This window comes from Pseudomonas sp. MMS21 TM103 (genome assembly GCF_022132145.1).
Taxonomy (GTDB): Bacteria; Pseudomonadota; Gammaproteobacteria; order Pseudomonadales; family Pseudomonadaceae; genus Aquipseudomonas.
In genome coordinates, this window is the sequence record NZ_JAJISP010000001.1 from 247,276 (window position 1) to 272,381 (window position 25,106).

Consider the following 25,106-nt stretch of genomic DNA (forward strand, 5'->3'; position numbering starts at 1 on the left):
TTCAGTAGGCCTGCGCCCTCAATCCGCCGGCGATGGCCAAAACGCGCGGATACCGGCGATGCCCTGAGCGCCCACTTGCCATGCGTGAGCCAGGTGCTGCGGGCCAACACCGCCAAGCAGGTAGGCTGGCTGATTGAAACTGCGCAGCAATTCGCCGGCCAGAGCCCAACCCAGTGCAGGTGCATCAGGGTGAGTCTGGGTGGCCTGCAGCGGTGACAGGGTGACGAAATCCACCCCCATCCGCGTTGCCAGTGCCAGCTCTTGCGCCGAATGACAGGAGGCCGCCAACCAACGACCTGGGACCAAGGGTCGCCCCTGGTCGGCATAGCGGCGTAGCTGCTCGGCGGTCAGGTGCCAGCCCGCTGCGGGGAAGTCTGCCAGCCACTCCAGCGGTCCCTTGAGCATCAGCTGCGCCTTGCCCGCGCAGAGCCCCTGGATATCCAGGGCCAAGTCGCGGTACTGGGCATCGAACATACCCGGCGCACGCAGCTGGATCAGCCGGGTGCCGGCGGCCAGTGCCGCTTGCACCCCCTGCAACAACGCCTGCGGGGACAGCCCCTCTGGGGTGATCAGGTAGCGGTCGGGCAAACGGGCTGCGGCAATGATCGGCTGGTTCGCCGCTGGAAACTGATACTCGGTCAACTGCCGCGAACCGACCCAGGCCAGCGCCTGACCTTCGGCGCCGTGGGGTTCGCCGACGAAGGCCGAGACCTCCCAGACATCCAGCAATACCTGCTTGTCCGGGTAATCGTGATGCACCTGAATCAATGGCCGCGCATCGGTTGGGCGAATCCCCAGCTCCTCCTCCAGCTCGCGAGCCAGGGCGGCCTCCACCGCCTCGCCGGGCTCAACCTTGCCGCCAGGAAACTCCCACAGACCGCCCTGGTGCTTGTCGTCCGGGCGCTTGGCAATCAGGATGCGGCCATCTGCCGCGCGGATCACCGCGGCGGCTACATGAATGCGTTTCACTCCAACCGTTCCTCCTGAGCCGCCTGAAACCAGCGCTGGAAGGCCGGCCACTGATAGACCGTAGCCACATACGCCGCCGCCACCTCGGGCAACGCCACCCGGTAACTGCGCAGCCGAGCCGCGACAGGCGCGAAGAAGGCATCCGCCAGGCTGGCGTGACCGAACAGGAAGGGACCGCCCTCGCCGAAGTTGCCGCGGCACTCGGCCCAGAGCGCACAGATGCGCCGGATATCGGCCTCGGCATCAGCCGGCATTTCGTCTAATGCCTGATCGCGTTTGAGATCCATCGGCAGATGTGCGCGCAGCGCAGCAAAACCGCTGTGCATCTCGGCACAGACACTGCGCGCCACCGCGCGGGCGTATTCGCCGCGCGGCCACAGGTAGGCCTCGGGGTAGCTTTCGGCGAGGTATTCGCCAATCGCCAGGGAATCCCACACTGGCCCCTCCTCGGTCTGCAGCAACGGCACCTTGCCGGTCGGCGAGTGCGCAAGGATGCGCGCCCGGGTGTCCGGGCGATCGAGCGGGATCAGCACTTCGCTGTATGGCGCCTCGGCCAGTTCCATGGCCAAGGCGGCGCGCAGCGACCAGGAAGAATAGGTTTTGTCGCCGATGATCAGAACCAGGGACATGGGGGCACTCCTTGCGTGATGCGGTTGCTGAAGGGTCAACGGACATTAAGACGCACCGCCACCCAATAGCAAATTCCCGTTGTGCATGCCCCCATGAACAACGGGAATAGCCGGGCCCGATCGCCCCTACCCTGCGCCCTAAAGGCCGCAGGCTACCCTCAAGTCCTATATTCGGCGTTGATCTTCACGTACTCATGGGACAGATCGGTGGTCCAGATCGTCTCGCTGCAGGTGCCCCGCCCCAGCTCGATGCGAATGGTAATTTCCGCTTCGGCCATCACCGCCGCACCCTGCTCTTCGGTGTAGCTGGCAGCACGGCAACCATGACTGGCAATGCACACGTCGCCGAGGAACACGTCGATCAGGTTGACATCCAGTTGCGCCACACCGGCGCGGCCGACTGCGGCGAGGATGCGCCCCCAATTCGGGTCGGAGGCGAACAGCGCAGTCTTGATCAGCGGCGAATGGGCCACCGCGTAGCCGACGTCCAGGCACTCCTGGTGAGTCGCCCCGCCATTGACCTGCACGGTGACGAACTTGGTCGCGCCCTCGCCGTCACGCACGATGGCCTGGGCCACCTCCATGCACACCTCGAACACCGACTGCTTGAGTGCGGCGAACAGCGCGCCGCTGGCCTGAGTAATTTCCTCCAGCGGTGCCTGGCCAGTGGCGATCAACATGCAGCAATCGTTGGTCGAGGTATCGCCGTCGATGGTGATGCGGTTGAACGACTTGTTCGCCGCATCGCGCAGCAGATCCTGCAACACACTCTGGCTGACCTTGGCGTCGGTAGCGATGTAACCGAGCATGGTCGCCATGTTCGGTTTGATCATCCCGGCACCCTTGCTGATGCCGGTGACAGTGACGGTCACGCCGTCATGCACGAACTGGCGGCTGGCGCCCTTGGGCAGGGTGTCGGTGGTCATGATGCCGGTGGCCGCTTCAGCCCAGTGGTCCGCAGCCAGGTCGTCCAGGGCCGCCTGCAAGGCGCCCTCGATCTTCTCTACCGGCAAGGGCTCGCCGATCACCCCGGTCGAGAACGGCAGCACTGCCCCCTCCTCGACACCGGCCAGCTGCGCCAGGCTGGCGCAGCAGCGCATGGCATTCTGCAAGCCGGGCTCGCCGGTGCCGGCGTTGGCATTGCCGGTATTGGTCAGCAGATAGCGCACGCTACCCAGCACACGCTTTCGCGCCAGGATCACCGGTGCGGCACAGAAGGCATTGAGGGTGAACACCCCGGCCACGCTGGAGCCTTCGGCGCAGCGCATGACTACCACATCCTTGCGCCCGGGGCGCTTGATGCCGGCCGAAGCGATGCCCAGCTCGAAACCTGGAACCGGGTGCAGGGTAGACAGCGGGCCAAGACCAACAGCCATAGGGTGTGCTCCTTGAGGGATTTAAGTGTCGCGCCACAGGGCACGAGCGAATTCGATGGTAAAACGCCGCGAGCGGCCAAGCCGTTCGCGGCGTTGTAGGTAGCATGAGCAATCTACCCGTTCAAGCCGGTGACCAACAGGCCGCTGAGAAACCTGGCGCGCCAAGCCCGCCGTGGTTTATCAACGAGTTTGTCAGTTGACCTGGCCGTGACAATGCTTGTATTTCTTGCCGGAACCGCAGGGACAAGGCTCGTTGCGGCCGATCTTCGGCTCGGAACGCACTGGCGGCGGCGCAATTGCCACATCACCATCTTCAACCACGGCGGCGGCGGGCTGCATCAGGGCAGAAGCCTCGGCGTGTTGAAACTGCATGCGTTCGGCCAGCGCCTCGGCTTCGCGGCGCAGACGTGCCTCTTCCTCGACCGGGTCATCGCGACGCACCTGAACATGGGACAAGACCCGGATAGTGTCGCGCTTGATCGAATTGAGCAGCTCCTGGAACAGGGTAAACGACTCGCGCTTGTACTCCTGCTTGGGGTTCTTCTGCGCGTAGCCTCGCAGGTGGATACCGTGGCGCAGGTGATCCATGGTCGACAGATGGTCTTTCCACAGGTCGTCGAGCACGCGCAGCAGAATCTGTTTCTCGAAGCTACGCAGAGCCTCGGCGCTGGCCAACTCTTCCTTCTCGTTGTAGGCCGCGATCAGCTCTTGCAGAATGCGCTCGCGCAGGGTTTCTTCGTAGAGCTTGTGGTCGTCGTCGAGCCACTGCTGGATCGCTAGCCTGAGGTTGAAGCCGGCGTACAGCGCCTCTTCCAGACCAGCGATATCCCATTGCTCGGGCAACGATTGCGGCGCGATATGTTCGTTGATGATGCCTTCCAGCACTTCCTTGCGGAACTCGGCGATGGTTTCGCCAATGTCATCGGCAGCCAGCAGGTTATTGCGCATGTGATAAATCACTTTGCGCTGCTCGTTGGATACGTCATCGAATTCCAGCAGCTGCTTGCGCATGTCGAAGTTACGTCCCTCGACCTTGCGCTGCGCCTTCTCGATGGCGTTGCTGACCATGCGATGCTCGATCGCCTCGCCGGGCTGCATGCCCAGGGCCTTCATGAAATTCTTCACCCGATCCGAGGCGAAAATGCGCATCAGGTTGTCTTCCAGCGACAGGTAGAAGCGGCTGGAGCCCGGGTCGCCCTGACGTCCGGAGCGACCGCGCAACTGGTTGTCGATGCGCCGCGACTCGTGACGCTCGGAGGCGATCACATGCAGGCCGCCGGACTCGATCACCTGCTGATGGCGCTTCTGCCAGTCGGCCTTGATCTGTGTAATCTGCTCGTCGGTGGGGTTTTCCAGGGCAGCCACTTCGACCTCCCAGTTACCGCCCAGGACGATATCGGTACCGCGACCGGCCATGTTGGTGGCGATGGTCAGCGCGCCTGGACGCCCTGCCTGAGCGATGATCTCGGCCTCTTTTTCATGGAACTTGGCATTCAGTACCTTGTGCTCGATGCCTTCCTTGGTCAGCAGGCGTGAGACATATTCGGAACTGTCGATGGTCGCCGTACCGACCAGAATCGGCCGGCCCAGGGCCTGGCATTCCTTGATATCGGTAATGATCGCCGCGTACTTCTCTTCCTGGGTCAGATAGACCAGGTCGTTGAAGTCCTTGCGTGCCATCGGCCGGTTGGTCGGAATCACGATCACCGCCAGGCCGTAGATCTGATGGAACTCGAAGGCTTCGGTGTCGGCGGTACCGGTCATACCGGACAGTTTGTTGTACAGGCGGAAGTAGTTCTGGAAGGTGGTAGAGGCCAGGGTCTGGCTCTCGGCCTGGATCGGCAAACCTTCCTTGGCCTCGATGGCCTGATGCAGGCCCTCGGACAGGCGCCGGCCCGGCATGGTGCGACCAGTGTGTTCGTCGACCAGCAGTATCTGATCGTTCTGCACAATGTATTCGACATTGCGGTTGAACAGCTTGTGCGCCCGCAAGCCGGAATAGACGTGGGTCAGCAAGCCGAGGTTATGCGCCGAATACAGGCTCTCGCCCTCGGCCAGCAAGCCAACCTCGGTGAGCATTTCCTCGACGAACTGGTGGCCAGCCTCATTCAGTTCGACCTGACGGGTCTTCTCGTCGACCGTGTAATGGCCTTCCTGAGTGACCACGCCTTCCTCTTCCTCGATGTGCAGCTTGAGGGTCGGAATCAGCTTGTTGATTTCGGTATACAGCTTGGAGCTGTCTTCGGCCTGACCGGAGATGATCAACGGGGTACGCGCCTCGTCGATAAGGATCGAGTCGACTTCGTCGATCACGGCGAAATTCAGCTCGCGCTGGAACTTGTCCTCCATGCTGAAGGCCATGTTGTCGCGCAGGTAGTCGAAACCGAATTCGTTGTTGGTACCGTAGGTGATATCGGCGGCATAGGCTTCGCGCTTCTCTTCCGGCGGCATAAAGGGCGTGACGATGCCCACCGACATGCCGAGGAACTCGTACAGCGGACGCATCCAGTTGGCGTCGCGACGGGCCAGGTAGTCGTTCACCGTGACCACATGCACGCCTTTGCCTTCCAGCGCGTTGAGGTAGACCGCCAGGGTCGCCACCAGGGTCTTGCCCTCACCGGTGCGCATTTCGGCAATCTTGCCTTCATGCAAGGTCATGCCACCGATCAGCTGCACATCGAAGTGGCGCATACCCATGACGCGCTTGCCCGCTTCACGGGCTACAGCGAAGGCCTCCGGCAGCAACTGATCGAGGGTTTCACCTTTGCCCAGGCGAGCTTTGAACTCGGCGGTCTTGGCACGCAGTTGCTCATCCGAGAGTGCGAGCATCTGCTCCTCGAAGGCATTGACGATCTGAACCGTCTTGAGCATGCGTTTGACTTCACGCTCGTTCTTGCTTCCAAAGAATTTTTTCAACAAAGGCGCAAACATATAGGCAGGGTCTTCCACGCGTATGGATGGAGGGCGGCCCATGAGTCGCCCATGCAGCCGTCATGGCTGCGTGCGAAGGGGGCATTCTACCCGGAAACGGAGATGAAGAAAGCGGCGTTATTCGACGTCGCTGACTCGAGCGATATAGCTGGTAGGATTGACCACCCGGCCATTTTTACTGACTTCGAAATGCACATGAGGACCGGTAGAGCGGCCGGTGCTGCCAACCTTGGCGATAACCTGGGCGCGCTGCACCAGATCGCCAACCTGCACCAGGTTGGCCTGATTGTGCGCATACAGGGTGACGTAGCCATCGGCATGGCTGATTTCCACGACATTACCGTAGCCCGAGCGCCGGCCGGAGGTGGTCACCACGCCAGCTGCTACGGCGACCACATCACTGCCGGCCTTGGCGGCGAAGTCCACGCCCTTATGCACGCTAAAACGCCCGGTAAGGGGGTCGGTACGTCGGCCAAATGACGAAGACATATAACCTTGCAGGACCGGACGCCCCGCAAGGTATTCGGCTTCATTGAGCTGGCGGTCGGCAAGCAGCTGCTCCAGCACCTCGAGCTGCTGCTCGCGGCTGTCCAGGCGCATAGCCAGGTCATCGAGGGTGCTGATGAATGACGGCGGCGCATAGGCCGCGCCGCCGAACAGTTCTTCGGGACCGCCCTGCCCCACGCTCAAGGAAAAATCAAATTCACTGGCATCCAGCTCGGCCAGCTCGGTCAAGCGCTCGCCCAATGCATCCAGACGGGTCAAACGGGACTGCAACTCGGCAACATGGGCACCGAAGGCATCCAGTTGACGCTGTGCATCGACCCGCACCGCACCCACTTCTGCTCGCTGCCGATTCAGTGCCTCGGTCAACTGCGCACTGCCTGGCGAGAGCTCGACTTGTTGCGGTATGACCCACGCTCCCACCGCGACCCCACTGCCAAGCGCCGCGGCTAACAGTATGAGCAGCGCCACCAGCAGCCAACGTAAATCAAGGCTCAGCGAACGCGCGGCGCCATGGCCGCGACTGAGTAGAATAATGTGCATGGCTTCCCCTTTAAGGTGGAGCCCAAGTCGGCAGCAGAGATTCTGCTACCATGGCGGCTCCACAATCTCAGGCGTCCTGCCATGTCGTTTCGTCCTTTGCCGGCTAAAGCACCCGCCGCGCTACTGCGCGAAGCGAAACCCTTGAAAGCGCTGTTCAACCAGGCGCAACGTATCGATCGCCTGCAGCACTTACTCGAAAGCCAGCTGCAACCCGCGGCCCGCGAACACTGCCATGTAGCGTCCTGGCGCGAGGGTTGCCTGCTTCTTATAGTCAACGACGGCCACTGGGCCACCCGCTTGCGTTATCAACAACGGCGCCTGCTCAGGCAACTGCAGACACTCGAAGAGTTCGCGACCTTAACCAAGATCCTGTTCAAGGTGCAACCGCCAACTGTCGAAAGGCGTGCACCCGGTCGCACAATCAGCCTTTCCAGCAGCGCTGCCGAGAATATCCAGGCAACTGCCGATGGCATAACCGACCCCAAGTTGCGCGCCGCCCTGGAACGCCTGGCCAAGCACGGCCAACCCCGCGAATAGCGCCATACCCAGCCAGGGTCGCGTCACCCCTGAAATGCCGAAACACTGAACGGTCGGCTAGCGGTGCCACGTGCTCAGCGAGCAGACGCCGCCATCGAGGCGCTCCGCGTAACGAATCTTGCCGGATCATCGCCATTGGCAGGGTTTGTCTAACCCACCCCCATGCCAGGCCGGTTACCCGCAGGTGGATCTCAATCGCACACCCGGCCAAAGCACGGGCTTGCGGCTGTTTCGCAGAAAAAAAGAAGCCACCCGCAGGTGGCTTCAAAAACAAAGGAAGAGAGAGTTTTTACTTACACCGCCGCAACCGGACGCATGTAGGAGATAGGCGCATTCTTGATGTCATCGAAGGTGACCACTTCCCAAGCGTCCGTCTGCTCGATCAACGCGCGCAGTAGACGGTTGTTCAGGGCGTGCCCCGATTTGAAGCCGCGAAACTCACCGATCAGGGTATTGCCCAGCAGGTAAAGATCGCCAATGGCATCAAGGATCTTGTGCTTGACGAATTCGTCCTCGTAACGCAGGCCGTCTTCGTTCAACACACGAAACTCATCCACCACGATGGCATTATCCACGCTGCCGCCGAGTGCCAGGTTCTGCGAACGGAGGAACTCGATGTCACGCATAAAGCCGAAGGTGCGTGCGCGGCTAACCTCCTTGACGAAGGAGGTGCTGGAAAAGTCCACACTGGCCGACTGGGTACGATTGCGGAAAACCGGGTGATCGAAATCGATCTCAAAGCTCACCTTGAAGCCTTCGAAAGGCACGAAGGTGGCGCTCTTGTCGCCCTCTTCGACCGTCACTTCGCGAAGGATGCGGATGAACTTCTTGTGGGCGTCCTGCTCTTGCAATCCTGCGGACTGAATCAGGAATACAAAGGGACCAGCACTGCCATCCATGATCGGTACTTCGGATGCGGAGAGCTCGACGTAGGCGTTATCGATGCCCAGGCCAGCCATGGCCGAAAGCAGGTGCTCTACCGTATCCACCTTGACGTCACCATTGACCAACGTGGTCGACATGGTGGTTTCACCGACATTGCTTGCCCGCGCGGGAATTTCCACGACAGGGTCAAGGTCGGTACGACGGAACACGATACCGGTGTCCACAGGTGCCGGCTTCAGGGTCAGGTATACCTTCTCCCCGGAATGCAGGCCGACGCCAGTGGCGCGGATAATGTTCTTCAGGGTACGTTGTCTGATCATGGCTTTGGCCGCTATAGCACTAGTTGCGAATTGTTTTCAACAATGGCCGGCGATAATAGCAGAACCGGCCTTTGCTGAACACCAATCGCCCCAATACTCCTGATACATTCCATCAATCGGCCTGACGACGCAGAAAGGCCGGAATGTCCAGATAATCCAAGTCATCCTGTGGGTTCAGTTTGGCCGCGGCCGCACCGCCAGCGTGGCTTTGACGCTGAACGGTTGGTCGTTCGTAGTCCTTGTAATTGACACTTTGCTCGCCACGCGAAGCTGGAGTCGCAGCCGACGAAGCAGCACTGCTGGTCGTGACCTGCACGGTATTGTCGATCACCTTGACCGGTTTCTCGATTTTCGCGCCCAGGCCAGTGGCGACCACGGTGACGTGCAGTTCGTCGCGCATGTCCGGATCGATCACGGTACCCACCTTGACGGTGGCGTGTTCGGACGCGAACTGTTCGATGATGTTACCCACGTCGGAGTATTCGCCCAGGGACAGGTCAGGACCGGCGGTGATATTCACCAGGATGCCACGCGCGCCCTGCAGGTTGACGTCTTCCAGCAGCGGATTGCGGATTGCCGCCTCAGTGGCTTCACGCGCACGGTTCGGACCGCTGGCGCAGCCAGTGCCCATCATGGCCATGCCCATTTCGCTCATCACGGTTTTCACGTCGGCGAAGTCGACGTTGATCATGCCCGGACGCTTGATGATGTCGGAGATGCCGCGCACGGCACCGGCCAACACGTCATCCGCCTTGGCGAACGCCGACAGCAGGCTGGCGTCTTTACCGAGGATGGTCAGCAGTTTCTCGTTGGGAATGGTGATCAGCGAGTCGACGCTTTCCGCCAGGGCACGAATGCCTTCTTCGGCGATCTGCATACGCTTGCGACCTTCGAACGGGAACGGACGAGTCACCACAGCGACGGTGAGAATGCCCATTTCCTTCGCCACTTGGGCGATCACCGGCGCAGCGCCAGTGCCGGTACCACCACCCATACCGGTGGTAATGAAGACCATGTCGCAACCTTGCAGTACTTCGGCGATGCGCTCGCGGTCTTCCATGGCAGCCTGGCGGCCGATTTCAGGGTTGGCGCCCGCGCCCAGGCCTTTGGTCACGCCAGTGCCCAGCTGCAGAATGGTGCGCGCACCGATGTTTTTCAGTGCTTGTGCATCGGTATTGGCGCAGATGAACTCGACGCCTTCGATGTTGTTCTTCGACATGTGGTTGACTGCATTACCGCCGCCGCCGCCCACGCCAATTACCTTGATGACCGCACTTTGCGGGATGTTGTCTACGAGTTCGAACATTTTCCCTCTCCTTTGCTTTCTAGTTGTAACGCCTACTGCATAAAACACTTTTCAAATCAGAAATTGCTCTGTACCCAGCGCTTCATGCGCTCGAATACGGGGGTCTTGGGTTCATCGTTGTAGCTGCCGATGCTCGACATCGAGATGCCGTCAGCCTGCTTCTGCAGGCCATACAGCAGCAGGCCCACGCTGGTGGAATAAATCGGGTTGCGCACCACGTCCGCCAGGCCCTTGACGCCTTGCGGCATGCCCAGCCGGACCGGCATATGGAAGATTTCCTCGGCCAGCTCGACCGCACCCTCCATCTTCGAGGTGCCGCCGGTGAGCACGATGCCCGCCGGGATCAGGTCCTCGTAGCCGCTGCGACGCAGCTCGGCCTGGATCAGGGTGAACAGCTCGTCATAGCGCGGCTCGACCACTTCGGCCAGGGACTGGCGCGACAGATCGCGCGGCGGACGATCGCCGACGCTCGGCACCTTGATGGTCTCGCCGGCACCGGCCAGCTTGGCCAGGGCGCAGGCATAACGAATCTTGATTTCTTCGGCGTACTGGGTCGGCGTACGCAACGCCATGGCGATGTCGTTGGTAACCTGATCGCCGGCAATCGGAATCACTGCAGTGTGGCGAATCGCGCCTTCGGTGAAGATGCAGATGTCGGTGGTACCGCCGCCGATGTCGACCAGGCATACGCCCAGTTCCTTCTCGTCGTCGGTCAACACCGCATAGGCCGAAGCCAGCTGCTCGAGAATGATGTCGTCGATCTCCAGGCCACAGCGGCGCACACACTTCTCGACGTTCTGCGCCGCATTCACCGCGCAGGTCACCACATGCACCTTGGCCTCCAGGCGCACGCCAGACATGCCCAACGGCTCGCGCACGCCTTCCTGATTGTCGATCACGTAATCCTGCGGCAGGGTGTGCAGCACCCGCTGATCCGCCGGAATCGCCACGGCCTGGGCCGCATCCAGTACGCGCTCGAGGTCGGCCGGGCTGACTTCGCGATCACGGATGGCCACGATGCCGTGGCTGTTGAGGCTGCGAATGTGATTACCGGCCACGCCGACAAAGGCCGAGTGGATGCGGCAACCCGCCATCAGCTGCGCCTCTTCCACCGCACGCTGGATTGACTGCACGGTCGATTCGATATTGACCACCACGCCCTTCTTCAGGCCGCGTGACGGGTGGGTGCCGATACCCACGATCTCCAACTGACCATCGGCAGTCACTTCACCAACCAGCGCCACCACCTTGGAGGTGCCGATATCGAGGCCAACGATCATCTTGCCGCTCTGCACGTTTACCATGGGTCTCGCCTTCTCCTGATTCACTGCACGACAGCGGTATCAGCCGCCGTGGGCGCAACCGGCTCACGCCACGCCACGGCCAGGCCGTTGGCATAACGCAGATCGATTCGCGCGATATTCGCTTGTTGCTCTTTCAACGCCTTGTCGTAGATGGCGATGAAACGACGCACTTTTTCCACCAGGTGATCGCGACCCAACAGCATCTCGATCCCCTGACCGGTGGAGAGGAACCAGCTGCCGCGCTCACGCAGCTCCAGACGCACCACGGAAAAGCCCAAGGGACGCAACATCTGGCTGAGCATCTGGTACTGCTGCATCACCTTCTGTTGTGCCCGCTTGGGGCCATAGAGTTGCGGCAGGTGCTGATAGTTCGCCTGCTCCTTGGGTGCGAAGGCCTTGCCCTGATTGTTCAACAGGGCCTCATCGCCCCAACGGGCGATCGGCAGGTGTTCCTCGAGGCGCACCACCAACTGGTCAGGCCAAACCCGCCGCACCTGCGCACTGGCGATCCAGGGCATCTGTTCCAGTTCATGACGCATGCCCGGCAAGTCGACACTGAAAAAGCTCGCTTTGACGAACGGCTCAATGTGCTGCTGAACCGCCTGCTGGCTGATGTAACTGAGATCGCCCTCGACGCTGATCTTGGCGATCGGCCGGTCCGCGTAGGGCAGCAGGCGTTGCGCCAACTCGTATGCCGCGAAGCCCAACACCAGCAACAACAGCGGCCAGGTGATGCGCTTGAGCAGAACGAAATTGGGTTTCGGCAAACGCAGGCTGATCGACTCCTTGGCCACCGGGCGGCTGGCACCGCGCTGCGCAGGCTTGCCGCGCAACGGTGCACGTGCAGAGCCTGGCTGGTGACGCAGAGTGGCGATCATGGTTTAACCCCGCGCCTCAAGGCTGTCGGCGAGGATCGCCAACACCAGTTGTTGAAAGTCCAGACCGGCAGCACGCGCCGCCATTGGCACCAGGCTGTGGTCGGTCATGCCCGGCACGGTGTTGACCTCCAGCAGCCAGAACTGTCCGGCCGCGTCCTGCATCACATCGACCCGCGCCCAGCCCTGGGTACCGACCGCTTCACAGGCCCGCACACTGAGGTTTTTCAGCTCTTCTTCCTTGGCCGCATCGAGGCCACAGGGAATGCGGTACTGGGTGTCGCTGGCCAAGTACTTGGCGTTGTAGTCATAGAACGAATGGGGCGTGCCCAGGGCAATCGGCGGCAGCACCTGGCCGCGCAGCAGGGCGATGGTGTATTCCGGACCGTGAATCCACTGTTCGACCAACACCTGCGAATCGTATTGACCGGCGTCCTGCCAGGCGGCGATCAAGGCGTCGACATCGGCCACCTTGGCCATGCCTATGCTGGAGCCTTCATGGGCCGGCTTGACGATCAGCGGGAAACCCAGCTCGACGGCGGCGGCGCGGCAGTCCTCGGCACTGGTCAATACCGCATGACGCGGCGTCGACAGACCGAGGCTTTGCCAGACCTGCTTGGTGCGCAGCTTGTCCATGGCCAGGGCGGAAGCCAGAATACCGCTGCCGGTGTAAGGGATACCGGCGCACTCGAGCAGGCCTTGCATGCTGCCGTCTTCACCGCCGCGACCGTGCAGCACGATGAAAGCACGGTCGATTTTCTCGGCCAACAGACGCTGCAGAAAATCGTCACCGACATCGATGCCAAAGGCATCCACGCCGGCACCTTGCAGAGCCTTGAGCACGGCATTACCGGAGTTCAGCGAGACTTCGCGCTCGGCGCTCTTGCCGCCGAATAGCACGGCGACGCGACCGAAAGCAGAAACGGGCAGGTGCGACTTCAAGGTTTCAGCGCTCATTTGGACTCCGCTTCTTTCGACTCGCCGGCAGCCGCGGCGAACAGCGTGCTTTGCAGCAGTTGCGGGGCCAGGCCCCCGATATCGCCGGCACCCTGGCACAGCAGGATGTCGCCAGCGCGCAACAGCGGTTTGACCAGGGGCGCCAGATCGACGCCACGCTCGATGTAGATCGGGTCCAACTGGCCACGCTGACGAATGCTGTGGCACAGGTGCTTGCTGTCGGCACCCGGGATCGGCTCTTCGCCGGCCGGATACACCTCCATCAGCAACAATACGTTGGTGTCGGCCAGGACCTGGACGAAATCCTCGTAAAGGTCGCGGGTACGGCTGAAGCGATGCGGCTGGTAGACCATCACCAGACGACGATCCGGCCAGCCACCGCGCACCGCCTTGATCACCGCCGCGACTTCGCGCGGGTGGTGGCCGTAGTCGTCGACCAGCATCACGCTGCCGCCGGCCACCGGCAGTTCGCCGTAGACCTGAAAGCGTCGACCGACACCCTGAAAGCCGGACAGGCCCTGGACGATGGCTTGATCGCTGATGCCTTCATCGGTGGCGATGGCGATTGTCGCCAGGGCATTTAGGACGTTGTGATTGCCCGGCATGTTGACCGAGACATCCAGCGGCTCGCAGTCGCGACGCAACACGGTGAAGAAGGTCAGCATGCCTTGCTGGCGCACGTTGATCGCTCGCACGTCGGCATCTTCGCCGAAGCCATAGGTCATGGTCGGTCGCGCCACCTGCGGCAGGATCTCGCGCACGATGGGGTCGTCGACGCACATCACCGCCAGGCCGTAGAACGGCAGGTTATGCAGAAACTCGACGAAGGTTTTCTTCAACTTGTTGAAGTCGCCCTCGTAGGTGCTCATGTGGTCCATGTCGATATTGGTGACCACCGCGACCATAGGCTGCAAATGCAGGAAGCTGGCATCGCTTTCATCCGCTTCGGCAATCAGGTAGCGGCTGGCACCCAGCTGGGCATTGGTGCCCGCCGCGTTCAGGCGACCACCGATGACGAAGGTCGGGTCCAGGCCACCGGCGGCAAACACCGAGGCCAGCAGACTGGTGGTGGTGGTCTTGCCATGAGTGCCGGCCACGGCAATGCCATGCCGGTAACGCATCAGCTCGGCGAGCATTTCCGCGCGCGGCACCACCGGAACACGTCGTTCCAAGGCGGCGGCCACTTCCGGGTTGGAGGTATTCACGGCACTGGAGACCACCAGCACATCGACGTTCTCGGCATTCTCAGCGCGATGGCCGATATGGATCTGCGCGCCAAAGCTCTGCAGACGTTCGGTGACCGCCGAAGCCTTGAGATCAGAGCCGGACACTTGATAGCCCAGGTTGAGCAGCACTTCGGCGATGCCGCACATACCGGCACCACCGATGCCGACGAAGTGGATGCGGTGGATACGGCGCATTTCAGGCTGCGGGAAAGTTTTGCGACTCTCAACCACGGGCCACCTCCAGACAAATATCAACAACAGTGCGGGTTGCATCGGGCTTGGCCAGACGCCGCGCAGTACGCGCCATTTCGTTCAATCGTTCAGGGTGCATCAAGACCTCGGACAGCTGTGCAGCCAACGTGGCGGCGTCTGTGGAGCGTTGCGGCAGAAGGACGGCAGCGCCCTCCCTGGCGAGATAGCCGGCGTTACGCGTCTGGTGATCATCGATGGCATGGGGCAGCGGCAGCAGGAACGACGGCAGACCGGCGGCGGCCAGTTCGCTGACGGTCAAGGCACCGGCGCGGCATACCACCAGATCGGCCCAGGCATAGGCGCGAGCCATGTCCTTGATAAACGGAGCGACCTGCGCTTCGACGCCGGCATCGCGGTAACGTTCGCCAGTAATGACATCGTGTTGCTTGCCGGCCTGGTGGAACACTTCCGGGCGCAGCTCGCTTGGCAGCATTGCCAGTGCCGCAGGCAGCAGTTTGTTGAGCGGCTCGGCGCCCAGGCTGCCACCGAGAATCAGCAGGCGCGGCCGGCGATCGCGTAGCGCTGCGCGCGGAGTTTCCAGAAACAGCTCCTCGCGCACCGGATTGCCCGTGGTGCGGCGCTTGGCCGAAGCGCCGAAGGTATTCGGGAAGGCCTCGCAAACGCGGCTGGCAAATGGCGCCAGGCTGCGATTGGCGGTGCCGGCCACGGCATTCTGCTCATGGATGATCAGCGGCGCCCCACCCAGCTTGGCCGCCAGGCCGCCCGGGCCGGTGACGAAGCCACCCATGCCCAACACGCACACCGGCTGCAGCTCACGTACCACTTTACGAGCCTGGAACAGTGCTTTGATAAGCTGGAACGGTGCCTTGAGCAGCGACAGCGTGCCCTTGCCGCGCAAACCCGTGACGTTGATCAGGTGCAACGGCAGGCCGGCGGCCGGGACCAATTCGTTCTCGATGCCGCGCGGAGTGCCCAGCCAATGCACGCGGTAACCGCGCGCCTGGAACTCGCGAGCACAGGCCAAGGCCGGGAACACGTGCCCGCCGGTACCGCCGGCCATGATCAGGACATTACCGGGCATTGGCAGGCTCCTGCGCATGCTTCTCGTCAAAAAAATCAGACTCGGTGAAATCGGCATCCTCGCTGCCCAACTGGGTGCGCCGCTCCCACTCGATCCGCAGCAGCAGCGCCAGGCTGACGCAGCAGATCACCAGGGAACTGCCGCCATAGCTGAGGAACGGCAAGGTCAGGCCCTTGGTCGGCAGCAGCCCGATGTTGACCCCGATATTGATCAGGAACTGGCCGATCCAGAGGAACGCCAGGCCGTAGGCGATATAGGCGGCGAAAAACTGTTTGGCCCTCTCGGCCCACAAGCCGATATACAGGGCACGTACGCCGACAAAGACGAACAAGCCAACGGTAATCAGAGCGCCCAGCATGCCCAACTCTTCAGCGAGCACGGCGAACACGAAGTCGGTGTGCGCTTCAGGTAAATAGAACTGTTTCTGAATGCTGTTACCCAGGCCGACGCCGAACCACTCGCCTCGACCGAAGGCGATCAACGCCTGGGTCAATTGGTAGCCGGAGCCGAACTGATCGGCCCAGGGGTCGGTGAACGTGATCAGGCGCTGCAAACGGTATTCCTGGGTCTGCACCAGGACGAAGATCGCCCCGACGGCCAGCCCGACCATCAGGCCGAAACGCAGCAGGCCGACGCCGCCAAGGAACAGCATGGCTGCTGCGGCGCCCATCATGACCACGGTGGCACCGAAGTCCGGCTCCAGCAGCAGCAAGCCCGCCATCGGCAGCAAGACGACGAAGGGCTTGAAGAACCCCGCCCAGCTTTCGCGCACTTCTGCCTGACGACGCACCAGGTAGCCGGCCAGGTAGATCACCACGAACAACTTGGCGATTTCCGAAGGCTGCACGTTGAATGCACCGAAGCCGATCCAGCGCATCGAACCATTCACTTCGCGACCAATTCCCGGTACCAGCACCAGCACCAGCATGGCGAAGGCGGCCAGCAACGCCGCCCCACTGAGACGCTGCCAGGTCTCCAGCGGGATCAACAGCACCACAATGGCGGCGCCGAGGCCGACCAACAGGTAGATCAGGTGACGGATCATGTAGTACAGCGGGCTACCCACATTCACTGCGGCCACCTCGGTAGAGGCGGAAGCGATCATCACCAGACCCAGGCCGAGCAGGGTCAGACAGCCGGCAAGCAACGGGAAGTCCATGTCCAGGCCACGACGGCTGAACAGCGGGGACGGGGATGGGCGCAGGAAGGCGAGCATCAGGCGAGCGCCTCCACGGCTTGGGCGAACAGGCGTCCGCGTTCTTCGAAATTCCTGAACATATCCAAGCTGGCGCAAGCCGGCGAGAGCAGCACGGCATCGCCCGGCTGGGCCAGTTCGGCAGAGCGCTGCACGGCCTCCTCCAGGCTGGTTACCCGGACCAGCGGCACGCTGTCGTCGAGCGCCGCAGCCAGGCGCTCGGCATCGCGGCCGAGCAACACCACTGCACGACAGTACTGCGCGACCGGCTTGGCCAAGGCGGTGAAGTCGGCACCCTTGCCGTCGCCACCGGCAATCAACACCAGCTTGCCGGCGATGTCCGCGCCCAGGCCCTCGATAGCGGCCAGGGCGGCGCCGACGTTGGTCGCCTTGGAGTCGTCGTAGTAGCTCACGGCGTTACGTTCACCGACCCACTGGCAGCGATGCGGCAGGCCTGCAAAGCGTTTCAGGGCCTCCAGCATCGGCGCCATCGGCAGCCCGACCGCATGCCCCAGGGCCAGCGCCGCCAGGGCATTGGACTGGTTATGCGCACCACGGATTTTCAGCTCGCGCACCGGCAGCAGCGCGTCGAACTGATAGGCCAGGTATTTCTCGCCGTTCTCCTCCAGCAGACCGAAGCGCTTGAAGTCCGGCTTGCCCAGACCGAACGACCAGCACGGCATGTCGTCCGCCACCAGTGGCCGCGACAAGGCATCGTCGCGATTGACCACCACCTGGCGCGCGCCGCGAAAGATCCGGTGCTTGGCCAGGTGATAGGCCGCCAACGAGGGGTAGCGATCCATATGGTCTTCGCTGATGTTCAGGCAGGTCGCCACTTCGGCGTTCAGCTGATCGGTGGTTTCCAACTGGAAGCTGGACAGTTCCAGCACATACAGCTCGACTTCGTCGCCGAGCAGATCCAGCGCAGGAGTACCCAGGTTGCCGCCTACCGCGACCTTCTTGCCGGCTGCCGCCGCCATCTCGCCAACCAATGTGGTAACGGTGCTCTTGGCGTTGGAACCGGTAATGGCCACGATGGGCGCCTTGGCATAACGAGCGAACAGATCGATATCCCCGGAAAGCTTCACTCCACGTCTGGCCGCTTCCTGCAGCGCCGGGGTGGCGATGGCCAGGCCCGGGCTGACCAGCAACTCGCTGGCACGGCAGAGGAAGTCCACGTCCAGTTCGCCGCAACGCACCTCCACCTGCGGGAACTGTTCGCGCAGGGTGCTCAGCTCCGGCGGATTGGCCCGGGTATCGACCACGGCAAAGGCCAGGCCCTGGCGCGCGAGAAAACGCACCAGGGACATGCCGCTCTTGCCGAGGCCGACAACGATGCGGAACTGGTCGGAAGCGATCAGGCTCATAGTCTCCTCAACGCAATTTCAAGGTGGCAAGACCGATCAGCACCAGAATCACGGTGATGATCCAGAAACGTACGATGACGCGAGGTTCGGGCCAGCCTTTCAACTCGAAGTGGTGGTGAATCGGCGCCATGCGGAACACCCGCTTGCCGGTCAATTTGAACGAAGCGACCTGGATGATCACCGACAGGGTTTCCATGACGAACACCCCGCCCATGATGAACAGCACCACTTCCTGGCGGACGATCACCGCAATGGTGCCTAGGGCTGCACCCAGCGCCAGCGCGCCGACATCGCCCATGAACACCTGGGCCGGGTAAGTGTTGAACCAGAGGAAGCCCAGACCGGCACCGACCAGCGCGGCGCAGAACACGATCAACTCGCCCGCACCCGGCAGGTAGGGGATAAACAGGTATTCGGCAAATTTCACGTTGCCCGACAGGTAGCAGAAGATCCCCAGGGCACCGCCGACCATAACGGTGGGCAGGATCGCCAGGCCATCCAGGCCATCGGTGAGGTTGACCGCGTTGCTCGAGCCAACGATGACGAAGTAGGTCAGCACCACGAAGCCGAAGCCCAACTGAATACTGACGTCTTTGAGCAATGGCAGGATCAGGGTGGTTTCTGCCGGGGTCTGCGCAGTCATATAAAGGAACAAGGCCGCAGCCAGACCGAACACCGATTGCCAGAAATACTTCCAGCGACTCGGCAGGCCGCGCGAATCCTTCTCGATCACCTTGCGGTAGTCGTCGACCCAGCCGATCGCGCCGAACAGCAGGGTTACTGCCAGCACCACCCACACATAGCGATTGTTCAGGTCCGCCCAGAGCAAGGTGCTGATCGCGATGGCAGAGAGAATCAGCGCGCCGCCCATGGTCGGCGTGCCCTTCTTCGACAGGTGCGACTGCGGCCCGTCGTTGCGCACTGATTGGCCGATCTGGCGAATCTGCAAGGTACGGATCATCCACGGCCCCAGCCACAACGACAGCGCCAGTGCGGTCAGCACACCGAGAATGCCGCGCAGGGTCAGGTACTGAAAGACCGCGAAGCCCTTGTGGAACTGTTGCAGGTACTCCGCCAGCAGCAGCAGCATTTAGTGACTCTCCCCGGATGTGCCACAGAGCGCCGCCACGACTTTATCCATCGCGGCGCTGCGTGAACCTTTGATTAGAATGGTGGTGTCGCCCTGTTCGCCGCGGAGCGCTTCGATCAGGCTGGCCTGATCGGCAAAGTGCCGGCCATCTGCACCGAATGCGGCAACCGCATGAGCCATCAGCGGGCCAACCGCATAGAGCGCGGCTACCTTGCCCGCCGCATACCGGCCCACCTCGCGGTGAGCTTGCTCGGCCCAGGCTCCCAGCTCGCCCATGTCCCCGAGCACCAGAACGGTGCGACCAGAGAAGCCGGCGAGTATATCAACCGCCGCGCACATCGACGCGGGGTTAGCGTTGTAACTGTCATCGATCACCCGCACGCCATTTGTCGCCAGCTGCGCTACAGCGCGGCCTTTGACCGGCTGCAGGTTTTCCAGGCCATTCTTGATATCGACCAACGGCACGCTCAGGGCCCACGCCGCCGCCGCGGCAGCCAAGGCATTGGCCACATTATGCTCGCCGAGCAGGTTGAGCTGGATACGTGCCAGGCCATCGGCGCAATGCAGGGTGAACGTCGAGCAACCGCGCGCATCGCGCGCCAGGTCGCTGACATGGAAGTCGGCTGCCGAATCGTGCAAGGCGAAACTGAGAACCCGCTTGTCGCCGGCGCGCCGCTGCCAGAGCGCAAAGGCCGCATCGTCACGATTGAGCACGGCAACCCCGCCCTCGCCGAGCCCTTCGAGGATCTCGCCTTTGGCCTCGACGATTTTTTCCGGCCCGCCAAACTCGCCAACATGGGCGGTGCCAGCGTTGGTGATGATCGCCACATGGGGCTGCGCCAGGCTGACGGTGTAAGCGATTTCACCGACGCGCGAGGCGCCCAGTTCGATCACCGCAGCCTTGTGCTGCGGCGCCAGTTCCAGCAGGGTCAGTGGAACCCCCAGTTCATTGTTCAGATTGCCGCGGGTGGCCAGCACGCAATTGCCCTGTTCGACGAACGCCGTGCGCAGAATGCTGGCCAGCATTTCCTTGACCGTGGTCTTGCCGCTGGAACCGGTGACCGCAACCAGCGGGCCGCCATAGGCCTGACGATTCAGGGCACCGAGCCGGCCAAGCGCCAGGCGCGTATCCGCCACCCGCAACTGTGGCAAAGGTGCGTCCGCCACTTCCCGCTCGACCAGTGCAGCCACCGCCCCCCTGGCAGCAACATCGGCCAGGTAGTCGTGACCATCGAAGTTCGGTCCGCTCAGCGCGATGAACAACTGGCCCGCTTGAATCGCACGGCTGTCGGTGCTGACCGCATCGAAGGCGCAATCTTCACCGATCAGGCGCGCATTCAGCGCCACGCAAATTTCGCTCAAGCGCAGGGCTTTAAGCATGTGCAACCTCCCATGCAGCCAGGGCTTTGCCAGCTTCGACCAGATCGGAGAATGGCTGGCGCACGCCGCTGATTTCCTGATAGTCCTCGTGACCCTTACCAGCCAGCACCAGCACATCGGCCGGTTCGGCGGCGGCGATCAACCGGGCAATGGCTTGGCCGCGACCATGGACGAACTGCACGCGGTCGGGCATGGCAAAACCTGCGCGAATATCGCTGAAAATCTGTTCGGGTGCCTCGCTACGCGGGTTGTCGTCGGTGACCAGCACGCCATCGGCGAGACGCTCGACCACGGCGGCCATCAGCGGACGCTTGCCGCGATCACGGTCACCACCACAGCCGAACAGGCACAACAGACGCCCTTTGACATGCGGCCGCAGGGCTTCGAGCACCTTTTCCAGGGCATCCGGGGTGTGCGCGTAATCGACCACCACCAGGGGCTGCGCGATCCCGCCCAAGCGCTGCATGCGCCCGACCGGCCCCTGCAACTGCGGGAGCACCTTGAGGATTTCGTCGAGCGGATAATCCATGCCCAGCAACGCACCGACCACGGCCAGCAGGTTGCTCAGGTTGAAGCGCCCCAGCAGGGCGCTGCGCACGTTGCCCTCGCCGCGCGGGGTGACCAGTTTGACCCGTACACCCTGCTCGTCGAACTGGGCGTCCCGGCAGAACAGATAAGCCGCGGGATCCTCCAGGCTGTAGCTGATCAGGCGCGAGTCATGCTCTATGCGGGCCAGTTCACGACCGAATGGGTCGTCCAGATTGAGCACCCGACAACGCAAACCCGGCCAGGCGAACAAGGCCGCCTTGACCGCGCCATAGGCGTCCATCGAACCGTGATAATCCAGATGATCGCGTGACAGGTTGGTGAAGACCGCCACATCGAACGCCAGCGCGGCGACGCGGCTCTGGTGCAAGCCATGGGATGAGACTTCCATCGCCACCGCGCGGGCACCAGCGTTCTTCAGGTCGGCCAGGGTGGCCTGCACGCCGATCGGATCCGGGGTGGTATGCCGACCGAGGGCCAAGGCGTTGTAAAAACCATTACCCAGGGTACCGACGATGCCGCAGCGCTCGCCCAGCAGATCAAGGGCCTGGGCCAGCAACTGGCTGACGCTGGTCTTGCCGTTGGTGCCCGTGATGCCGACCAGGTGCAACCTGCGGCTCGGTTCACCATAGAAGCGCCCGGCGATGGCCGACAGCTGACCGGCCAAGCCCTTGATCGCCACCAGCTCGGCGCCGCCGGCCGTCATGCTTGGCGCACCCTCGGCCTCATAGGCCACCGCAGCGGCACCGCGAGCAATCGCGTCGGCTATATGCATGCGACCGTCCTGCTGGCCACCCGGAACGGCCAGGAACAGATCACCGGGGCGCACCTTGCGACTATCCAGGGTCAATTCACGGATCAGCACCGCACTGGCGGCTTCAGGCAACAATTGATTCAGAGGCATGGGCATCAGATGCGCCCTCCCTTTACTGCGTTCACCGCCGTCGCTTGCGATTCGACCGGCGGCGCCAGGTTATCCGGTACGACATTCAGCAGCCGCAAGGCGCCCGCCATGACGTTGCTGAATACCGGCGCGGACACCAAACCACCGTAGTAACCACCCTTGCTGGGCTCGTCAATCACGATGGCAACGGCAATCCGCGGATCACTGACCGGACCGAAACCGGCGAACAATGAGCGGTAGGCATTATCTCGATAACCCCTCGAGTCTTTCGAAACCTTGCGCGCGGTACCACTCTTGCCCGCCACGTGGTAGCCCGGAACCTTGGCCCGGTACACGCCCGCAGGCGCTTCGATCACTTCCTGGAGCATGCCTTGCATGATCTTGGCGATAGTTTCAGGGATCACCTGCGCACCATCCGGCTTGCGATCAATTCGCGTCAACGACAAGGGTATGCTGCGACCATCATTGGCCAATACCGAGTAGGCATGTGCCAACTGCACAGCCGTCACCGACAAGCCATAGCCATAAGACAGGGTGGCGGTTTCGGCCTTGTGCCATTCGCGGTAATTGGGCAGATTGCCGACCCGCTCGCCTGGAAAGCCGAGACCGGTGTCCTGCCCCAATCCAACCTGCTGCATCAACGCGTAGATGGACTCGCCGCCAATATCGAAGGCGATCTTGCTCATGCCGACGTTGCTCGACTTGATCAGAATTTCAGTAAGGCTCAACGGCCCAGTGCTGCGTGAGACATCTCGAATCGTGTACCTGCCAATCTGCAGGGTGCCTGGAGACACATCGACGGTATCGGTCGGTTTCCAGCGGCCGCTCTTCAACGCGGCACTCATGGAAAATGGCTTCATGGTCGAGCCCGGCTCGAACACGTCGATAATGGCCCGGTTACGCATGGCGGCCGGCTGCATATCGCGACGGTTATTCGGGTTGTAGGTGGGCTGGTTGACCATCGCCAGCACTTCGCCGGTCTTCACATCAATCATCACCAGGCTGCCAGCCTTGGCCCCGAACTCGACCAGGGCGTTGCGCAACTCGCGATGTGCCAAATACTGCAGACGCAGGTCGATCGATAACGCCAGCGCTTTACCCGCCTTGGCATTCTGGGCGACCTGAACATCCTTGATCAAACGGCCACGGCGATCCTTGAGCACTTGACGCGTGCCCGGCACGCCGGCCAGCCACTCATCGTAAGCCAGCTCCATGCCTTCGCGACCGCGATCGTCGATATCGGTAAAACCGACCACGTGGGCGGTCACTTCGCCGCCGGGATAAAAACGCCGAAACTCTTCGATGGCATATACACCCGCCAGCTTCAGGTCGAGAACTCGCTGTCCTTGCTCCGGCGTCAGACCACGCACCAGATACAGGAATTCGCGCTCGGCATTGGCCTGCAGGCGCACGGCAAGCGCCTTTGGCTCTTGCCCCAGCGCCGCCGCCAAGGCCGGCCAGCGGGCCTTGCCTGCCTGCAACTCTTTGCCATTGGCCCACAACGTGGTGACCGGGGTACTGACTGCTAACGGCTCGCCATTGCGATCGGTGACCAAGCCACGATGCGCAGGAATCGGAATATGCCGCACGCTGCGCGCATCGCCATGGGCCTTGAGGAAGTCATGGTCGAAGACATGCAGATCGATGATGCGCCAGACAATTGCACCAACCATCAGCGCCAGAAGCAGCAGCACCAAGCGGAAGCGCCAGGGATAAAGTGCCCCTTCGAGCTTGATCATCGCGCCACCATGCGCACTTCGGCGGCTTCGGGAAGTCGCATCTTCAGCTGCTCGCGGGCCAGGGTTTCAATACGATTGGGGGCGGTCCAGGTGCTCTGTTCGAGAATCAAACGCCCCCATTCGGCCTGGGCCCTGTCGCGGGTGCTCATCTCGGCATACAGCCCATTGAGCAACTGACGATTCCAGTGCGCACAGTAAGAGACCGCCAACGCCGTACCAAGCACGCAAAGGAACAGCACCAGCATCAGCAGGCTGCCCTTTGGCAATGGCTTGGCGAAGACTGCGTTCATCGCATTTTCTCCGCCACACGCATGACGGCGCTACGCGAACGCGGATTGGCCTTCAGCTCGGCTTCGGACGCGAACTGCGGCTTGCCGATCAGCTTCAAACGGGGCTCGAAGGCCTTGGGGATGATTGGCAGATCGCGCGGATACTCGTCCCGCTCGCCCTTGGCATGCTTGCGCATGAACTGCTTGACGATGCGGTCCTCGAGGGAGTGAAAACTGATCACCACCAAGCGACCACCCACTTCAAGCGTCTCCAGCGCGGCGTCGAGACCACGCTGCAGATCACCGAGTTCGTTATTGATGTAGATGCGCAGCCCCTGGAACGCGCGAGTCGCCGGATTCTTGCCCTTCTCCCAGGCGGGATTGGCCACCGTCAGCACCTGGGCCAAGTCAGCGGTACGCTCAAAGGGCTGCTCCGCACGACGCAACACCACGGCGCGAGCCATGCGCTTGGCGAAACGCTCTTCGCCATACTCCTTGAAGACCCTGGCGATTTCTTCTTCACTGGCGCTGGCGATCCACTGCGCCGCACTGACGCCGCGCGAGGGATCCATGCGCATGTCCAGCGGACCGTCGTTGAGGAAGCTGAAACCACGCTCGGCATCGTCCAGCTGCGGCGAGGAAACGCCCAGGTCCAGCAGGACTCCACTGACCTTGCCAACCAGCCCGCGGACAGCAGCTTCCTCGCCAAGTTCCGCAAAACTGCGCTGCACAACGACAAAGCGGCCGTCTTCGGCCGCTAACTCATTTCCCGTGGCTATCGCCAAGGGGTCCTTGTCAAACCCCAGCAAACGCCCGTCTGGCCCGAGCCTTTCGAGGATCAACCGGCTATGCCCGCCGCGGCCGAAGGTACCATCCAGGTAACAGCCACCCGCACGCACGGCCAACCCATCGACAGCCTCGTCGAGTAGCACAGTAATATGGCGAAAGTTGCTGGTCATA

The 25,106-nt window shown here is 62.2% G+C and carries 21 protein-coding genes; 1 reads left to right on the forward strand and 20 read right to left on the reverse strand.

Annotated elements, in window-relative coordinates:
- Positions 1–18: 18 nt before the first annotated feature.
- The 5 genes from LJY18_RS01180 to LJY18_RS01200 form a co-directional block, all read right to left on the reverse strand.
- Positions 19–969: a Nudix family hydrolase gene (locus LJY18_RS01180; RefSeq protein ID WP_238039916.1), complete on the reverse strand. Its 951-nt coding sequence runs from the start codon at positions 967–969 to the stop codon at positions 19–21.
- Positions 966–1,598 carry a glutathione S-transferase family protein gene (locus LJY18_RS01185; RefSeq protein ID WP_238039917.1) on the reverse strand — a complete coding sequence of 211 codons (633 nt, stop codon included), beginning with the start codon at positions 1,596–1,598 and terminating at the stop codon, positions 966–968. Before LJY18_RS01185 ends, LJY18_RS01180 begins: the two co-directional genes overlap by 4 nt.
- 158 nt (positions 1,599–1,756) lie before the next feature.
- Complete coding sequence (gene argJ / locus LJY18_RS01190) at positions 1,757–2,974, reverse strand: bifunctional glutamate N-acetyltransferase/amino-acid acetyltransferase ArgJ (RefSeq protein WP_238039918.1); 1,218 nt, start codon at positions 2,972–2,974, stop codon at positions 1,757–1,759.
- A 192-nt stretch (positions 2,975–3,166) separates the two neighbouring features.
- Positions 3,167–5,905, reverse strand: a complete 2,739-nt coding sequence (secA, locus tag LJY18_RS01195) for a preprotein translocase subunit SecA (protein WP_238039919.1) — start codon at positions 5,903–5,905, stop codon at positions 3,167–3,169.
- A 117-nt stretch (positions 5,906–6,022) separates the two neighbouring features.
- Complete coding sequence (locus tag LJY18_RS01200; protein WP_238039920.1) at positions 6,023–6,952, reverse strand: M23 family metallopeptidase; 930 nt, start codon at positions 6,950–6,952, stop codon at positions 6,023–6,025.
- Positions 6,953–7,033: 81 nt separating this feature from the next.
- Between LJY18_RS01200 and LJY18_RS01205 the strand changes: the two genes are divergently transcribed.
- Positions 7,034–7,489: a DciA family protein gene (locus tag LJY18_RS01205; RefSeq protein WP_238039921.1), complete on the forward strand. Its 456-nt coding sequence runs from the start codon at positions 7,034–7,036 to the stop codon at positions 7,487–7,489.
- A 293-nt stretch (positions 7,490–7,782) separates the two neighbouring features.
- Here the strand turns inward: LJY18_RS01205 and lpxC are convergent, their stop codons facing one another.
- The 15 genes from lpxC to rsmH all read right to left on the reverse strand — a co-directional run bounded on the left by lpxC (position 7,783) and on the right by rsmH (position 25,105).
- Positions 7,783–8,694, reverse strand: coding sequence for a UDP-3-O-acyl-N-acetylglucosamine deacetylase (gene lpxC, locus LJY18_RS01210; RefSeq protein ID WP_238039922.1), 912 nt, complete (start codon positions 8,692–8,694; stop codon positions 7,783–7,785).
- Positions 8,695–8,806: 112 nt separating this feature from the next.
- Complete coding sequence (gene ftsZ / locus LJY18_RS01215; protein ID WP_238039923.1) at positions 8,807–10,000, reverse strand: cell division protein FtsZ; 1,194 nt, start codon at positions 9,998–10,000, stop codon at positions 8,807–8,809.
- A 56-nt stretch (positions 10,001–10,056) separates the two neighbouring features.
- The gene (gene ftsA, locus LJY18_RS01220; RefSeq protein ID WP_238039924.1) at positions 10,057–11,304 is read right to left on the reverse strand and encodes a cell division protein FtsA; all 1,248 of its coding nucleotides are present in this window, start codon (positions 11,302–11,304) and stop codon (positions 10,057–10,059) included.
- Between the two features lie 20 nt (positions 11,305–11,324).
- Entirely contained in the window at positions 11,325–12,182 is an 858-nt protein-coding gene (locus LJY18_RS01225; protein ID WP_238039925.1) for a cell division protein FtsQ/DivIB, read from the reverse strand.
- 3 nt (positions 12,183–12,185) lie between these two features.
- Positions 12,186–13,136 carry a D-alanine--D-alanine ligase gene (locus LJY18_RS01230; protein ID WP_238039926.1) on the reverse strand — a complete coding sequence of 317 codons (951 nt, stop codon included), beginning with the start codon at positions 13,134–13,136 and terminating at the stop codon, positions 12,186–12,188.
- Complete coding sequence (murC, locus tag LJY18_RS01235; RefSeq protein WP_238039927.1) at positions 13,133–14,557, reverse strand: UDP-N-acetylmuramate--L-alanine ligase; 1,425 nt, start codon at positions 14,555–14,557, stop codon at positions 13,133–13,135. The genes LJY18_RS01230 and murC overlap by 4 nt, the downstream gene beginning before the upstream one ends.
- A 28-nt stretch (positions 14,558–14,585) precedes the next feature.
- Positions 14,586–15,656, reverse strand: a complete 1,071-nt coding sequence (gene murG, locus LJY18_RS01240; RefSeq protein ID WP_238039928.1) for an undecaprenyldiphospho-muramoylpentapeptide beta-N-acetylglucosaminyltransferase — start codon at positions 15,654–15,656, stop codon at positions 14,586–14,588.
- Entirely contained in the window at positions 15,646–16,872 is a 1,227-nt protein-coding gene (gene ftsW, locus LJY18_RS01245; RefSeq protein WP_238039929.1) for a putative lipid II flippase FtsW, read from the reverse strand. The genes murG and ftsW overlap by 11 nt, the downstream gene beginning before the upstream one ends.
- Entirely contained in the window at positions 16,872–18,218 is a 1,347-nt protein-coding gene (gene murD, locus LJY18_RS01250) for a UDP-N-acetylmuramoyl-L-alanine--D-glutamate ligase (protein ID WP_238039930.1), read from the reverse strand. Before murD ends, ftsW begins: the two co-directional genes overlap by 1 nt.
- 7 nt (positions 18,219–18,225) lie before the next feature.
- Positions 18,226–19,308 carry a phospho-N-acetylmuramoyl-pentapeptide-transferase gene (gene mraY, locus LJY18_RS01255; protein ID WP_238039931.1) on the reverse strand — a complete coding sequence of 361 codons (1,083 nt, stop codon included), beginning with the start codon at positions 19,306–19,308 and terminating at the stop codon, positions 18,226–18,228.
- Positions 19,309–20,688 (reverse strand): UDP-N-acetylmuramoyl-tripeptide--D-alanyl-D-alanine ligase, encoded by a 1,380-nt coding sequence (locus tag LJY18_RS01260; RefSeq protein WP_238039932.1) that lies wholly within the window; start codon positions 20,686–20,688, stop codon positions 19,309–19,311.
- Positions 20,681–22,144, reverse strand: a complete 1,464-nt coding sequence (locus tag LJY18_RS01265) for a UDP-N-acetylmuramoyl-L-alanyl-D-glutamate--2,6-diaminopimelate ligase (protein ID WP_238039933.1) — start codon at positions 22,142–22,144, stop codon at positions 20,681–20,683. Before LJY18_RS01265 ends, LJY18_RS01260 begins: the two co-directional genes overlap by 8 nt.
- Entirely contained in the window at positions 22,144–23,874 is a 1,731-nt protein-coding gene (locus LJY18_RS01270) for a peptidoglycan D,D-transpeptidase FtsI family protein (RefSeq protein ID WP_238041088.1), read from the reverse strand. The genes LJY18_RS01265 and LJY18_RS01270 overlap by 1 nt, the downstream gene beginning before the upstream one ends.
- Complete coding sequence (gene ftsL / locus LJY18_RS01275) at positions 23,874–24,167, reverse strand: cell division protein FtsL (RefSeq protein WP_238039934.1); 294 nt, start codon at positions 24,165–24,167, stop codon at positions 23,874–23,876. The genes LJY18_RS01270 and ftsL overlap by 1 nt, the downstream gene beginning before the upstream one ends.
- The gene (rsmH, locus tag LJY18_RS01280; protein ID WP_238039935.1) at positions 24,164–25,105 is read right to left on the reverse strand and encodes a 16S rRNA (cytosine(1402)-N(4))-methyltransferase RsmH; all 942 of its coding nucleotides are present in this window, start codon (positions 25,103–25,105) and stop codon (positions 24,164–24,166) included. Before rsmH ends, ftsL begins: the two co-directional genes overlap by 4 nt.
- Position 25,106: the final 1 nt, after the last annotated feature.

Bases quoted from the DNA above. Each gene is read 5' to 3' on its own strand.
- LJY18_RS01225 (WP_238039925.1), bottom strand. From the start codon at position 12,182: ATGATCGCCACTCTGCGTCACCAGCCAGGCTCTGCACGTGCACCGTTG.
- LJY18_RS01185 (WP_238039917.1), bottom strand. From the start codon at position 1,598: ATGTCCCTGGTTCTGATCATCGGCGACAAAACCTATTCTTCCTGGTCG.
- LJY18_RS01230 (WP_238039926.1), bottom strand. From the start codon at position 13,136: ATGAGCGCTGAAACCTTGAAGTCGCACCTGCCCGTTTCTGCTTTCGGT.
- ftsZ (WP_238039923.1), bottom strand. From the start codon at position 10,000: ATGTTCGAACTCGTAGACAACATCCCGCAAAGTGCGGTCATCAAGGTA.
- lpxC (WP_238039922.1), bottom strand. From the start codon at position 8,694: ATGATCAGACAACGTACCCTGAAGAACATTATCCGCGCCACTGGCGTC.
- ftsL (WP_238039934.1), bottom strand. From the start codon at position 24,167: ATGAACGCAGTCTTCGCCAAGCCATTGCCAAAGGGCAGCCTGCTGATG.
- mraY (WP_238039931.1), bottom strand. From the start codon at position 19,308: ATGCTGCTGCTGCTGGCGGAGTACCTGCAACAGTTCCACAAGGGCTTC.
- secA (WP_238039919.1), bottom strand. From the start codon at position 5,905: ATGTTTGCGCCTTTGTTGAAAAAATTCTTTGGAAGCAAGAACGAGCGT.
- ftsW (WP_238039929.1), bottom strand. From the start codon at position 16,872: ATGCTCGCCTTCCTGCGCCCATCCCCGTCCCCGCTGTTCAGCCGTCGT.
- argJ (WP_238039918.1), bottom strand. From the start codon at position 2,974: ATGGCTGTTGGTCTTGGCCCGCTGTCTACCCTGCACCCGGTTCCAGGT.
- LJY18_RS01265 (WP_238039933.1), bottom strand. From the start codon at position 22,144: ATGCCCATGCCTCTGAATCAATTGTTGCCTGAAGCCGCCAGTGCGGTG.
- rsmH (WP_238039935.1), bottom strand. From the start codon at position 25,105: ATGACCAGCAACTTTCGCCATATTACTGTGCTACTCGACGAGGCTGTC.
- murC (WP_238039927.1), bottom strand. From the start codon at position 14,557: ATGCGCCGTATCCACCGCATCCACTTCGTCGGCATCGGTGGTGCCGGT.
- murG (WP_238039928.1), bottom strand. From the start codon at position 15,656: ATGCCCGGTAATGTCCTGATCATGGCCGGCGGTACCGGCGGGCACGTG.
- murD (WP_238039930.1), bottom strand. From the start codon at position 18,218: ATGAGCCTGATCGCTTCCGACCAGTTCCGCATCGTTGTCGGCCTCGGC.
- LJY18_RS01200 (WP_238039920.1), bottom strand. From the start codon at position 6,952: ATGCACATTATTCTACTCAGTCGCGGCCATGGCGCCGCGCGTTCGCTG.
- LJY18_RS01260 (WP_238039932.1), bottom strand. From the start codon at position 20,688: ATGCTTAAAGCCCTGCGCTTGAGCGAAATTTGCGTGGCGCTGAATGCG.
- LJY18_RS01205 (WP_238039921.1), top strand. From the start codon at position 7,034: ATGTCGTTTCGTCCTTTGCCGGCTAAAGCACCCGCCGCGCTACTGCGC.
- ftsA (WP_238039924.1), bottom strand. From the start codon at position 11,304: ATGGTAAACGTGCAGAGCGGCAAGATGATCGTTGGCCTCGATATCGGC.